The following is a 12,479-nucleotide window of genomic DNA, read 5'->3' as shown; positions in this document are numbered from 1 at the left end:
CCCCGGTCAGAACATCGAGCAAGGGACGCTGCGCTCAGAAGACCCCTTGCTCGATAACCTGCCCGTGTGTCTCCCTGGCTCTACCACGCCCAGCCGCCGCCGACGAGCAGACCCACCAGGGCAAGCGCGCTCCAGGGCGAGGGGAAGAAGAAGCCGCCGCAAGCGGCGACGCTGAAAAGCGTTTATTCCCACACCTGCCTTAGCACTCCAAGCAGCACCCGAGAGCGGCGGCGCGTCTAGGTTTTCACCTTCCAGAGTTGGTTCCAATCGGTCATGTAACTAGGGCTTAGAAATTCCCGCCTCATGCCCCAGTCTGGAGACATCGGCACCGCAGCCGTGCGCAAGCACTCACGACCCCAGCGCCGGTTGATCTTGTCCATCAGGGCCATGACCGCATCTGTCTTTTCCGGTTGATTCTCGGTGAACAGATCGCCGCTGAACTCGCCACGTTTGCGCAGATCCATCAGCAGAATTTCAGCCTTGCTATATGCAAAACCGGGCCGAAAGATCGACTCAAGTCCGCGCAGCGCGTGTTTCGTCAACAACCGCACATCGTCAGTTGGATATTCCGGTGTGCAAGTGACAGCCTGCGCGTACTTCGGCCCATCGCCGTGAAACGAAGTCTGTATGCCCACCCGGAAGCTCCCGCACAGCGAACCTTGCGACCGCAGCTTTTCCGAGGCGCGGTGCATGTAGGTCGCCACGGCCTGGCGCAGCCCTTCCAGATCCTGCACGCGCTTGCCGAACATCTTGCTTGTGCATATGGACTGTTTGGCCGACGCCGCCTGTTCCAGATCCAGGCACGATTCCCCGTTCAGCTCTCGAATGGTTCGCTCAAGCACGACTGAGTATTTACGGCCCATTGCACGGGCATCAGCGCGTGACAGATCCCAGGCAGTGACGATTCCGTCAACGGCCAGGTTCTCTTTCATCCGGCGACCTATACCCCACACGTCTTCTACCGGCATCCGCCGCAAAAGCCACTCGACAGCATGCGGCTCTCGCAGATCGACAACCCCACCCGTTTTCTCTCGCCAGACTTTCGACGCATGCTGCGCAGCTTTCGCAAGGGTCTTTGTGTGGCCGATGCCAACCCCCACCGGCAGGGCAGTCCATTGCAGCACCCGCGCTTGAATGGCCCTGCCCAGGTCAATCAGCGGCTCAGGGAAGCCATCGAGCTTGGCGAAACTTTCGTCCACGCTGTAGACCTCGATGGAGTCGGTCAGCGATGCAATGGCCATAGTGACCCTATGGCTCAATTCGCCATAGAGCGTGTAATTGCTGCTGAACACCGCGACGTTGTGTTGCTCAAGGAAGCGGCGAACCTTGAAATAGGGCTCGCCCATTTTCAGACCCAGCGCTTTAGCTTCAGCCGTGCGGGCCACAATCGCACCATCGCTATTACTCAAAACGACAACGGGACGATTGCGCAGCTCAGGCCGAAAAATGCGCTCGCAGGAACAATAGAAGCTGTTCACGTCGATCAGTGCGAAGACAGGCCGCAGCCCCTTACAAGGTAGAAAAGAGGCACCAGGTGACAACGCCGAATACCTCGATAGATTCATATTCGCCGGGAGTGATTGGCTTGTAGTCAGGATGCTCAGACACAAGCACCCAGCCCCCCGCAGATTTTTCCAATCGCTTCACAAGCGGTTGATTGTCCACGTAAGCCAGCACGATCAGGCCCGACGCGGGAGTGATCGAGCGATCAACAACCAGACGGCTCCCGTGATGCAGCCCAGCTCCCCGCATGCTCACCCCTTCGAGCTGGACGATCCAAACGTGGGCAGCTCGGATGTTCAGCAAATCATCCAGAGAAATCGGCGGCTCGTAGTAGTCAGCAGCAGGACTTGCGAAACCACCGCTGGCACGGCCTGACATCAGCGGCACGAGCTGGGCAGAGTCAAGCAGTGGGGTTATCGACCTTACGTTCATAGGGCACCAAGAAACTGTTTATCTATACAGTATCGCAAGGCGTTCTCGCACGCGAGAAACATAGACGCTCAATCCGACAGATGGTAAAGCAAAAGTAAAATTAGATTTTACTAAAGGTTGACGATTGCCTGACGCTTTGAGACACTAAGTTCGTCGAAGCAACACCGCCTCGGCACCCGGATTCAAGCGGCGGCAACCGCTCCGGGCTCTCTGCGAAGGAGTTTTGAAATGGATACCCGCGACATCGAGCTGCAAATCATCACCCTGATCCTGGCAGACGCATTCGCTGCCGGTTACGTCGTTAGCGTCAAAGATGGCCATGACTGGGTGCTGCGCGAATCAACCGACCAAGACGAGATTCTTGGCGTCATGTTCACCTCCGGGCATGACGTACTGTCATTCAAACATCCACATACCGGCTTTCATGGCTGGGTCAAGCTGGTCTATGGAAACGGCGACGGTTCCGAAGTCGTGGCCGATAGCTCTCCCGCGCTTCAATCGCTTCTCGACGGTGCCACCAACCTTGCCGACGAGCTTGCCGCTGTCGCCTAACCCACCCTTTCCCCCGGTTCGCCGGGGGCCTCAAGGAGAAAAGGCATGAAGTATTTTGAGTGGGAATCCTCAGTGGTCGAAGCGGTGGCCAACGCTATGGCCATCAGTCACTCCGATGCGTCGGGCGTGGTCGAGGCGCAGCCTTTCTACATGCAGCAATATTGGGTCAAGGGCATGGACGCGGAGCTGACCGCAGCCAGGGTCATTGAAGCCGCCCAGGAAAAAGCTGAGCAACCGGCCAAGACTCAAGCACCGAAGCAAGCGCGCATGTTGTTCGGAGATGAAGCTGACGCGCACGCTTTTTGGAAAGACAAAGAATGGAAGACCTACGCCGTTGACCTTGTGCGCGGCAACGGGAAAAAGCAGAAGCTGGTTCGCACGATGTATGTGCGCGCCCGGACGGCAAAGGGTGCGGCTGAATGCGCGAAAGCCAATGATTGGTCAACCAAGCCAAAACCTTACTACGTCCCCCGGCTGGCCGGGCCACGCGAGCTGGGCTGCACCCCCTCCGAAGGTTGACGGCTTATCTGGCTAACTTGCCCGGAGACTGCGGCGGCAACCGCACCGGGCCTTCTGCGAAGGAACAACGACGTGATCAAATACCGGCTGAAACACTTTCATTTCTGCTGCGGCCTGGGCGGCGGCGCTAAGGGATTCAACCAGAACCGCGAGATTGTTGGCCACATGCAGGCGGATTGGCAGTGCATCGGCGGGATCGACGTAGACGGGGCAGGGCTGCGTGATTTTCAAAAGCTGGCCGGTGTGCCAGGCACACAGATAGACCTGTTCACCCGCGACCAATACACGCGCTTTCACGGCGTTGAGCCACCGGCAGGCTGGAGGGAAGCCACCCCCGAAGAGATTCGCCGCGCCGCGGGCAACCAAGATCCCGATTGTGTGTTCATCAGCAGCCCCTGCAAAGGCGCGAGCGGCCTGCTCTCGGAAGCTATGAGCCTGACCCCGAAGTATCAAGCGCTCAATGAGCTGACCCTGCGGTGCGTCTGGCTCATGTGCGAAGCCTGGCAGCATTCCCCAGTTCCCTTGATCGTGTTCGAGAATGTTCCGCGATTGGCTACCCGTGGCCGTCACCTGCTCGACCAGATCAATCAGATCCTGAGTTTCTACGGGTATGCAGTGGCCGAAACGACACACGACTGCGGCGAGATAGGCGGATTGGCTCAGAGTCGCAAGCGGTTCTTGCTAGTAGCCCGGCACGAAGAAAAAGTGCCGCCGTTCCTGTACGAACCAGAAAAACGCACTCTGCAATCAGTCGGCTCGCTGCTGGGCCGCATGCCGACCCCCGGCGACATCGAGCGCGCTGGCCCAATGCACCGTGTTCCGTCGCTGCAATGGAAAACATGGGTTCGCCTCGCACTTGTCGAGGCCGGGAAAGACTGGCGCAGCCTTGAGCGGCTGGCTGTCGAAGATGGCTACCTCAAAGACTTCGTAATCGTGCCAGAGGCGTATTCCGGCTATCTCGGCGTGAATGACTGGACAGATTCGATGGGCACCGTTGCAGGGCAGTCAGGCCCAACCAATGGCGCGTTTTCCGTGGCTGACCCACGGGCACCGGCAGGCGCGGCGCAATACCACCAGTACGGGGTTCGCCAATGGGGATCATCCAGTGGTGCCATTATCGGTGTGAAGTCGCCGGGGCAGGGCACTTTCTCTGTTGCTGATCCGCGCCGGGCCGGTAAGGGGTTCGGCAAGTACCAGGTCACGCCCTGGAACAACTCAGCCGGGACGGTGATCGCCGGTAGTACAACCGGACAAGGCGCGTTCGCGCTACAAGATCCGCGCCCAGGCATGCGCCGGGTCAAAGGCGATGCCTACCTGACTGGGGGGCACTATGGGGTTGTTGACTGGGCAGGGCAGGCCGGGGCCGTTTCGGCAAGCGCACGACAAGACAATGGGCGATGGTCTGTCGCAGATCCGCGCATGCCTGCGCCCAATGATCGGCTGACGTGCGTGATCGAAAGCCTCGACGGCACATGGCACCGTCCATTCACGACATTCGAAATGGCCGCGCTGCAAAGTCTGGTCGATCCAGAAGAGCAGCTTGAACTTGATGGCTTGAGCGATCAGGCATGGCGCGAGCGTATCGGTAACGCCGTTCCCCCTGATGCAGCCGAGGCCATCGCCGGTGTTATGGCCCGCACCTTGTTGATGGCCAAGCAGGGCGAAACCTTCTTGCTCAGTCACACGCCGGTATGGGTTCGACCAATCGCTGTTGGCCTGGCCACAGCTACGCGGCAAATCTGAATCAAACCCGGCGCACAGTCGTGCGCCGTTACTCAGCCCGGAAAGAGCGGCGGCAACCGTGCCGGGCATCTGCGAAGGAGATACATCATGCACTTCCGTGACCTCACACCTAGCAAAGCAGAGCGTTCAAGCCTTGCACTGTCCACCGCCGCACGGCTGGCCGAGCAATCACAAACATGGAACACTGCCGCCGAATTTTATGAGGCCGCCGCTGAGCTATGGCCTACGGGCACCGGTCGGTTCCGCTCCGGTGACGTGGCAAAGCTGTTGCGCAAAGCCGAACGCTGCCGGTCGTTGGCAGAAGTGACCACCTCGCCTGATGAAATGGAGTTTTAGGCAATGTCTGATCGAGAGCAGCAATCCGACTTTTTAAACGTGCTGATCTGGCTCGAAACCGCCTCTGAGGAGCAGATTCAGGGCGCGCTGCATCTAGCAACCGGACAGGTACGAACGGATATCGAAAACGGTATAAAAGCTTTGATGGCGGCTGACCGCCCCGTTCTGGCAAGAATCTTCACTGACTTAGTTCCGCATGCGGTCAGCTTGGAACAAATTGGTGAAAGTCATCATGGATTACGTTGTGCATTGCGTGAGGTCGCCCATAACACGCTGGCCAGCAATGTAGACCAGCAGGGGACTCCCGTAGGGTATTGGCGTGCCGTTCGTGAGCTGCGCAAGCTCTACGAAACCGGGCAGGTAACACCGCCGCAATACCAACTTTTGACCGACGAGCTGCACACGCGCGTCAACGTGACAAAGGAGGTTGCATTGTGGGCTTCCTAACGAAAGTCATACTTGCAGTTTCGTTCGTTGCTTTGTTGGTGGCCGAGTGGCATTTCTCAAAAGCCCGCATTCAAACTCGCGTACGCGAAAACAAGATTCACCAGGAAAGCCAGCAACCGCGCAGCAACGACCAAAAAACCGGGATCGATGTTGATTTTCCGCCGGGCACATCGGTAGTAACGGAGCAGAAAATCCGTAAATCAGTAGAAGGTGCAACTCATGCTGAATGAAAAAATGGAACGACATGTAGGCATGACGCTTGGAGTCATCGGCGTAGCTGTCACTTTAGCTATTGGGGTTGTGTGCGGGGTTGCCCTGCAGAACTACAAATCGGAAAAGCCGATATCTGCACAAGCGCTTGCTAACAGGGATTCTTGTCTCGCATCGATCACCGCAATGGCCGAGAGAAACGCGAATAGCCAAGGTGGCCATGTTATGAAGCTTCACCAGGTGATTTACGTCAGTGAAGCGAACGACGGGATCGTCTGTTCTGCCCAGTTCGACATAGATCGAGACGGTAAGCGCGAAATCTCGACCGGCTACACCTCCGCTGTATCGGGTCGAGAGGGGTGATTGCCCAGGGCGTGCCCCTTCGGGGTCGGCTGTCGTGAACCAAGCCCCGGCCAAGAGCGCGCCGGGTCTTGGCCCTTCGGGCTTCCATCCTCACGCCTCCGGCCGCAAGCGGCCTGCGCGCTCCGCTTGCCGCCATTCCGCGACATTTGCGCGGGCTCATCGTCAGCAACTGGCCGTGGGAGCCGGACGTGATACACCCGGTCAGAACATCGAGCAAGGGACGCTGCGCTCAGAAGACCCCTTGCTCGATAACCTGCCCGCGTGTCTCCCTGGCTCTACCACGCCCAGCCGCCGCCGACGAGCAGACCCACCAGGGCAAGCGCGCTCCAGGGCGTAGGGAAGAAGAAGCCGCCGCAAGCGGCGACGCTGAAAAGCGTTTATTCCCACACCTGCCTTAGCACTCCAAGCAGCACCCGAAAGCGGCGGCGTCAAGCGATCCGGGGCATTTTCTCGCGTGCGAGAACAGGAAAATAAGTAGCATATAGTAAAATCAGATTTTACAAAAGGTTGACGTATGGGGGCAATTTTGAGATACTAACCACGTCGAAGCAATAACGCCTCGGCACCCGGATCAAGCGGCGGCAACCGCTCCGGGCTATCTGCGAAGGAGTTACTTTTATGTCTTACCGTCTTGCTAGCCGTTTCGGCAATCCTCAAATGATCCGCAGCCATGAGCCGCTGACCAATGAGCAAATTTTCAAGGTGGCCCCGTCGATCTTTGCGACCGAGGCACACGATAGCCGATCCGATCGTTATCTCTACATCCCAACCAGCGAAGTGCTGGAAAGCCTGCGCGGTGAAGGCTTCCTGCCTTTCATGGCTTGCCAGACCCGCGTTCGCAACGCTGACAAGCGCGAACACACCAAGCACATGATTCGCCTGCGCCACGCTGACCAGATCATGAGCAAAGAGGCGAATGAAATCATTCTGCTGAACAGCCACGACGGCACCAGTTCGTACCAGATGATGGCTGGATGCTTCCGTTTCGTCTGCGCTAACGGTCTGGTGCTGGGCGACAAAATGATGGATCAGAAAGTGCGCCACAGTGGCCGCGCTGACCTTGTAGGCGAAGTGATCGAAGGTGCCTATGAGGTTCTGAGCCAGTTCGAGGCCATCGACGAAAAGCGCGACGTGATGAAGCAAATGCACCTCGGGCGTCATGAACAGCTTGCCCTTGCTGCTGGAACCCTGGCTTACCGCTACGACGAGAAAGACGGCCCGGCCCCTGTCACTGCTGAACAGTTGCTGATGCCGCGCCGCATCGAAGACCGCAGCGATGACCTTTGGACAACCTTCAACCGCGTACAGGAAAACACCATTCAGGGCGGTCTGCGCGGTCGCAACAAGCAGGGACGCCGCACCACCACCCGGCAGGTCAATGGCATTGACCAAGACGTGAAACTCAACCGCGCAATGTGGGCAATGGCCGAGATGCTTCGCACCGGCAACCTCAACGCCGCGTAATCACCAGGCCGGGCGCTAACGCGCCCGGCTCTTGTCGTCTTGGGAGATAGCCGTCATGACCGCAAAAGTTTTCTATGTACCCGGTGACACCTCGATCATCGACTATGCACAAGAGATAGGCCCGAATGTATGGGTAAGCCGGTGCCGCTGGCTGATGCTGCCAGAAATGCAGATCCGACACCCCGGCGCGGTGCTGGGCGATGAGGAAAGTTTTCTCATCGCCCAGGAGGCCGCACACGGCACGGCCCCCGCCGAGATAAGCGCGGCGCGATATGATTACGCCATTAGCCACCTGCCGGTGGCCGACTTCGCCGCCGACGCCCATGCCGAGACATTCAAGATCGAGCAATGCGAAGTCGGCAATGTGACCCGAATTTACGCGCACTGGAACGGGCGTTATTGGACGTTCCTCGGGCTGGCCAACGTACCCCACCAGGTCATCGTTAGTCGGCTTTCACAATCCCCAGCGGCACACCGCCACGGCTGGCCGTGTCCGCTACCTGATAGCCGGAGAAATTAGATGTCGAGATCGAGCAAATACACAGCGGAACAATGGGACAAATTCAGCGGCGCTTTTCGGGATTTGTCTATGGGAACCGTTTCAATGGCTCGTTCTGTTCTGGTCGATGGGCTTCGCCCGTCTGATGTTGCGAAAGAGCAGGGCGAGTCACGGCAGCTTGTTTACGCCGCCGTGAAGCGTGTAACCAAAATTCTAAATGACCAGGGCGCCCAGGAACTGGTGCCGGTGATGGTCTGGCTACCGCCAGAGCTTGCCGCACAGGTTGAAGAAATGGCCGCGCCGTACAACAAACCGCCGAGTAAGCCGAGCAAGAAAACATGACCTTCACCGACAGAGGTTCAGCAGTTGCAACGCAGTCCGAAGTATTCACCCAGTGGCTCAAGCAGAAAAGCGAACAGCTTCCGGCACTATTTGTCACCGGACCTGTTAAAGAGTTGTACCCGAGTAAAATCATCGCCCTGAGCAGTGAAGTGCAGTATCTCATTGCGCGAGCGCATGCCCTGCACCTGGCTGCAAAGGATGCGGATTGTCCTGATGCTGACGAGCTGGCCCGGGAAATGAATCAGGCGCTTCGATTCGTCACGGTTTCAATGTACGACCTTGCGCTAGGCTACAACTCCGCGAAATCTTCGCGGTAGATCTATTCATCACTGAGCGAGGCGAACATGCTGAACAAATTCATGGAGCGGATTGATCGCATAACTGCGCGCTGGCCCTGGACAAGAACCGCCGTTTGCGTGCTGATGCTGGTCATCCTGGCACGGCAGCTTTCTCGGCCTTTCATGCTGGATGAAACAACATTTATCGACTGGGCATCATTCGCGTTCTTCGCGTTGCTTGGGAGCTGCTTTATCGGCCTTGAATACTTTATGCGGATAGTTTCGCCGCGAATGGATAGAGCGCGCCGCTCCAATTTTCAAAACCTGCCTATCAGAAAGTGAATTTTTGTTGTCTGCGGCCTCAGCCCTAGGGCGTGCCCCTTCGGGGTCGGCTGTCGTGAACCAAGCCCCGGCCAAGAGCGCGCCGGGTCTTGGCCCTTCGGGCTTCCATCCTCACGCCTCCGGCCGCAAGCGGCCTGCGCGCTCCGCTTGCCGCCATTCCGCGACATTTGCGCGGGCTCATCGTCAGCAACTGGCCGTGGGAGCCGGACGTGATACACCCGGTCAGAACATCGAGCAAGGGACGCTGCGCTCAGAAGACCCCTTGCTCGATAACCTGCCCGCGTGTCTCCCTGGCTCTACCACGCCCAGCCGCCGCCGACGAGCAGACCCACCAGGGCAAGCGCGCTCCAGGGCGTAGGGAAGAAGAAGCCGCCGCAAGCGGCGACGCTGAAAAGCGTTTATTCCCACACCTGCCTTAGCACTCCAAGCAGCACCCGAAAGCGGCGGCGTCAAGCTGATCGCTGGTTTTTTCTCGCGTGCGAGAAAGAAGCAAAAACAGGGCTTTGATTTTACAAAAGGTTTACAAAATAGCCGTAATTTGAGATACTAAATCCGTCGAAGCAACAGCTAAGACATCCGGAACAGAGCGGCGGCAACCGCTCCGGGTACTCTGCGAAAATGAGGCCAGACCATGAATCTACTGAGTAACTGCCTAGATGTTCGGACACGGTACGAACAGTATTTGATAAATGCAGACAGCATGGATGCGGTAACGCGGGACATCCACTATCAAGATATTGCCATGACAGCAGACTTGATCGGGGGTGATTACCGCGAAATGGGCCGTCCTCTTGGAGATGTCCCGCCATTGTTGGCAAGCTGCACCCTTTTGGCCGAGTGGTGGAAAGAAGGCTGGGAGGATCGTGACCATATGATCGCTCTTGAGGCTGAAATGGCGCACTGCCCGCAGTGCACCGGCATTGGCGACTATCCCTGCCGCATCCACGACTAACCTAAATCTAAGCCCGGCATACGCGGCGGCAACCGCGCCGGGCTCTGCGAAGGAACCACCGGCATGACTACTACAACTCGCACCGCTAAATCTAAGCTGACCGCTTACATCGCCCACCATGACGAATGGCTGGCCGTACTAATCTGCGCTCTAACTTTGCTGGTGATCCCGCACGCTCTTGGTAATGGGGGCCAGGTGTCTCCAGAGCTCAATGCCTTGTGTGAATGGTCAGCCATCGGCGCTTTTATCGTTGCAGCGGTGCTGGCCTCGATGACACCACCTGACAGAAAGCAGAAACATAAGTAAAATTAGATTTTACAAAAGGTTGACGGTTTCGGCGGGAATTGAGATACTAATCCCGTCGAAGCAGTCCCGCCTCGACACCCGGATTCAAGCGGCGGCAACCGCTCCGGGGATTCTGCGAAGGAGTTACAACGATGTCCGTAGTCACCCAGCTTCAACCGAACCTGACCCGCGCTGACTTTCTGAATTTCTGGAGCGGTCGTCCGTCTGCTGAAAAACCAGTTTCCGATTTCGACTCAGCGGCGGTTATCAGCCATCACATTGATTCCTGCGTTAAGGGCAGCGGTTGTCATTACGAGTTGTACGAGGCTCGCTTGCTGCGCACACTGCGCCAGGAGTTCGATAGCTTGCCCCGTGACCATCGCATCGAGTTTCAACAAGCGCTGATCCTGCGAGAGATCCGCATTGACGACGAAGCTATCGACGAAGCCGAGTGCATGGCCGAGATTCATCGCGAGCAAGCATAACCACTAAAAGCGCGAAGCGGCCCCGGATAACCGAGCCGCATCGCTGCTAGGAGAGAAACCATGAGTGACGGAAAACATCATGGCGGGGATGGCCTAAGCTTCACAGAGAAGCCCAAGAACCCCCGTAATCATCAGAAATGGCTGGCCTCAATAGGTGCGGGATTCCTCCTTCTGGTTCTGCCAAAACTCACTGCTGTATTAGGCAGACCCTTTCCCGGCTGGATAGATGCTCTCGCATTCTCGTTGATGTTATTTGCATTCGTATACGGCACGCTCAGACTGCTTGAGTTAGATCTACCGTTCTGGAAAGTGTTTTCGATCCTTGCCACAGTTGGCAGTGTGCTGATCGGCTTGCAGGTTCTCGACTGGTAAACCTCATCGAGCTTCAGCAAGCGTAGATTTGAAAATTCCGCAGTATGGAGAACCGAATCTGTCGGGCACTTCGACATGGGCACCCTGTTAAACATTGGCCTAGTGCTGTTCCCGATTGCTGTAGTCATCCTGGGAATTCGTTATTTCAAGCGTAATCCGCTCTGATCGAACCCAATAAATCACGCCGCGCCGGCATTCGCCAAAGGCGCAAATATGTAAAATCAAATTTTACAAAAGGTTGACATTTTCGGCGGGGGTTGAGATACTAACCCCGTCGAAGCAATTCCGCCTCGACACCCGGAACCAAGCGGCGGCAACCGCTCCGGGCATCTGCGAAAGAGGGTTAATCATGACCGCTACCACCGAACACGTTTTCTACCAACCCGGCAAGCATTGGCCGTGGTCATACGCGGAGAAGTCCGCAACTGGCGACTGGGTAGACCAGTGCGGAAAATCGCTCGACGACCTCACTACACGCTATCCGGGCATGACCATCGTCACAGAGGACGAGTGCCGCGAGCAGATCGAGGCGCTGACCCGAGAAGCGCCGATGCTGATCGACGCAGAAACATATGACGATGCGCTGAACATCCTTCCTCCCATGGGCTGGGTTCACAATGGTGATACCGCTTCATTCCGCATGAGCGAACGACTGAACGGCGACATCACCCGGATCTATGTGCGCCTTGGGCAGCACTATTTCCGCTTTGCCGGTCACTTCGCCACTTCCCATGCCGACGCTGTAGCGACCGTTCGCGCAGCCGCTCCGGCGCTTCTGGCTCGCGCTGCGAGCTGATCCCACCGGGAGCGGCCTTGCCGCTCCCATCCGCTGGAGACTCTACCCATGACCCGCAAAGATGCACTCGCACACATCAAGGTTGCTGGCTACCACAACGACCAGCGAACCGCGATGCGGATCTACACCGAGAATCGCGTCAGCTTCGAAAGCTACCGGGAGGCTTTCGCCCGCGGCGCAGAACTCAAGCAGCAGGGCATGGGCTGCACCTGCTACCAGTGCAATCGCTAGGAGAAATCACCAATGGCTATCAGCATTTTGTCCGACGCCCATATCAGCGCAATCGTCGGCTTTGCCCTCAGCGGCTGGATTACACCTGACGAGCGCCGCCGCGCTCAGTCGCTGGCCGACTTGCTCAAACGGGCGAATCATGACGCCTACGACGAGGCCGACTTCGACGGGCCGGGCGTAAACTTTAAGCCCTGCGAACTGATGGACACCCCGCCGACCCTATCCCCGGTCGAAGCGCTCAAGCTGGGGTCGTTTGCGGGAGAGGGCGAAATCCTACGCTAAGGCTTTGGCCAACGATAATCTCCGGTAAGATTGATGTGTTCCGAGG

The 12,479-nt window shown here is 57.5% G+C and carries 21 protein-coding genes; 19 read left to right on the top strand and 2 right to left on the bottom strand.

From position 1 onward, the window contains the following. Nucleotides 1-236: 236 nt before the first annotated feature. Entirely contained in the window at nucleotides 237-1,565 is a 1,329-nt protein-coding gene (locus RYC17_RS24715; RefSeq protein ID WP_316904686.1) for a Y-family DNA polymerase, read from the bottom strand. After that, the gene (locus RYC17_RS24710) at nucleotides 1,510-1,935 is read right to left on the bottom strand and encodes a LexA family protein (protein WP_316904647.1); all 426 of its coding nucleotides are present in this window, start codon (nucleotides 1,933-1,935) and stop codon (nucleotides 1,510-1,512) included. The genes RYC17_RS24715 and RYC17_RS24710 overlap by 56 nt, the downstream gene beginning before the upstream one ends. A 228-nt stretch (nucleotides 1,936-2,163) precedes the next feature. On the opposite strand from RYC17_RS24710, the gene RYC17_RS24705 reads away from it, so the two are divergent. The 19 genes from RYC17_RS24705 to RYC17_RS24615 all read left to right on the top strand — a co-directional run bounded on the left by RYC17_RS24705 (nucleotide 2,164) and on the right by RYC17_RS24615 (nucleotide 12,433). Then, nucleotides 2,164-2,487 carry a hypothetical protein gene (locus tag RYC17_RS24705; protein ID WP_316904646.1) on the top strand — a complete coding sequence of 108 codons (324 nt, stop codon included), beginning with the start codon at nucleotides 2,164-2,166 and terminating at the stop codon, nucleotides 2,485-2,487. Nucleotides 2,488-2,532: 45 nt separating this feature from the next. Further along, entirely contained in the window at nucleotides 2,533-3,006 is a 474-nt protein-coding gene (locus tag RYC17_RS24700) for a hypothetical protein (RefSeq protein WP_316904645.1), read from the top strand. A 72-nt stretch (nucleotides 3,007-3,078) separates the two neighbouring features. Continuing rightward, entirely contained in the window at nucleotides 3,079-4,749 is a 1,671-nt protein-coding gene (locus tag RYC17_RS24695; protein WP_316904644.1) for a DNA cytosine methyltransferase, read from the top strand. Between the two features lie 87 nt (nucleotides 4,750-4,836). After that, nucleotides 4,837-5,085: a hypothetical protein gene (locus tag RYC17_RS24690; RefSeq protein ID WP_316904643.1), complete on the top strand. Its 249-nt coding sequence runs from the start codon at nucleotides 4,837-4,839 to the stop codon at nucleotides 5,083-5,085. 3 nt (nucleotides 5,086-5,088) lie between these two features. After that, nucleotides 5,089-5,532, top strand: coding sequence for a hypothetical protein (locus tag RYC17_RS24685; protein ID WP_316904642.1), 444 nt, complete (start codon nucleotides 5,089-5,091; stop codon nucleotides 5,530-5,532). Beyond that, a complete protein-coding gene (locus tag RYC17_RS24680) occupies nucleotides 5,520-5,762 on the top strand; it encodes a hypothetical protein (protein WP_316904641.1) in 243 nt (80 codons plus the stop codon). The genes RYC17_RS24685 and RYC17_RS24680 overlap by 13 nt, the downstream gene beginning before the upstream one ends. Beyond that, nucleotides 5,752-6,105: a hypothetical protein gene (locus RYC17_RS24675; protein WP_316904640.1), complete on the top strand. Its 354-nt coding sequence runs from the start codon at nucleotides 5,752-5,754 to the stop codon at nucleotides 6,103-6,105. The genes RYC17_RS24680 and RYC17_RS24675 overlap by 11 nt, the downstream gene beginning before the upstream one ends. A gap of 618 nt (nucleotides 6,106-6,723) precedes the next feature. Further along, complete coding sequence (locus tag RYC17_RS24670; protein WP_316904639.1) at nucleotides 6,724-7,569, top strand: DUF932 domain-containing protein; 846 nt, start codon at nucleotides 6,724-6,726, stop codon at nucleotides 7,567-7,569. A gap of 55 nt (nucleotides 7,570-7,624) precedes the next feature. Further along, the gene (locus RYC17_RS24665) at nucleotides 7,625-8,089 is read left to right on the top strand and encodes a hypothetical protein (protein ID WP_316904638.1); all 465 of its coding nucleotides are present in this window, start codon (nucleotides 7,625-7,627) and stop codon (nucleotides 8,087-8,089) included. After that, nucleotides 8,090-8,410, top strand: a complete 321-nt coding sequence (locus RYC17_RS24660; RefSeq protein ID WP_316904637.1) for a TrfB-related DNA-binding protein — start codon at nucleotides 8,090-8,092, stop codon at nucleotides 8,408-8,410. After that, nucleotides 8,407-8,727 carry a hypothetical protein gene (locus tag RYC17_RS24655; protein ID WP_316904636.1) on the top strand — a complete coding sequence of 107 codons (321 nt, stop codon included), beginning with the start codon at nucleotides 8,407-8,409 and terminating at the stop codon, nucleotides 8,725-8,727. The genes RYC17_RS24660 and RYC17_RS24655 overlap by 4 nt, the downstream gene beginning before the upstream one ends. A gap of 27 nt (nucleotides 8,728-8,754) precedes the next feature. Beyond that, a complete protein-coding gene (locus tag RYC17_RS24650) occupies nucleotides 8,755-9,030 on the top strand; it encodes a hypothetical protein (protein WP_316904635.1) in 276 nt (91 codons plus the stop codon). A 631-nt stretch (nucleotides 9,031-9,661) separates the two neighbouring features. Next, the gene (locus RYC17_RS24645) at nucleotides 9,662-9,982 is read left to right on the top strand and encodes a hypothetical protein (RefSeq protein WP_316904634.1); all 321 of its coding nucleotides are present in this window, start codon (nucleotides 9,662-9,664) and stop codon (nucleotides 9,980-9,982) included. Between the two features lie 63 nt (nucleotides 9,983-10,045). After that, on the top strand, nucleotides 10,046-10,288 hold the full coding sequence (locus RYC17_RS24640; RefSeq protein ID WP_316904633.1) for a hypothetical protein: 243 nt from the start codon (nucleotides 10,046-10,048) through the stop codon (nucleotides 10,286-10,288). 131 nt (nucleotides 10,289-10,419) lie between these two features. After that, entirely contained in the window at nucleotides 10,420-10,752 is a 333-nt protein-coding gene (locus RYC17_RS24635) for a hypothetical protein (protein WP_316904632.1), read from the top strand. 60 nt (nucleotides 10,753-10,812) lie between these two features. Next, on the top strand, nucleotides 10,813-11,124 hold the full coding sequence (locus RYC17_RS24630; RefSeq protein WP_316904631.1) for a hypothetical protein: 312 nt from the start codon (nucleotides 10,813-10,815) through the stop codon (nucleotides 11,122-11,124). Between the two features lie 349 nt (nucleotides 11,125-11,473). Next, the gene (locus tag RYC17_RS24625; RefSeq protein ID WP_316904630.1) at nucleotides 11,474-11,920 is read left to right on the top strand and encodes a hypothetical protein; all 447 of its coding nucleotides are present in this window, start codon (nucleotides 11,474-11,476) and stop codon (nucleotides 11,918-11,920) included. Between the two features lie 48 nt (nucleotides 11,921-11,968). Then, nucleotides 11,969-12,151 (top strand): hypothetical protein, encoded by a 183-nt coding sequence (locus RYC17_RS24620; protein ID WP_316904629.1) that lies wholly within the window; start codon nucleotides 11,969-11,971, stop codon nucleotides 12,149-12,151. Between the two features lie 12 nt (nucleotides 12,152-12,163). Then, the gene (locus RYC17_RS24615) at nucleotides 12,164-12,433 is read left to right on the top strand and encodes a hypothetical protein (RefSeq protein ID WP_316904628.1); all 270 of its coding nucleotides are present in this window, start codon (nucleotides 12,164-12,166) and stop codon (nucleotides 12,431-12,433) included. Nucleotides 12,434-12,479 lie beyond the last annotated feature (46 nt).

Source organism: Pseudomonas syringae group sp. J248-6 (assembly GCF_032586995.1).
Lineage (GTDB): Bacteria > Pseudomonadota > Gammaproteobacteria > Pseudomonadales > Pseudomonadaceae > Aquipseudomonas > Aquipseudomonas amygdali.
This window is presented reverse-complemented; position numbering and strand designations above follow the sequence as displayed.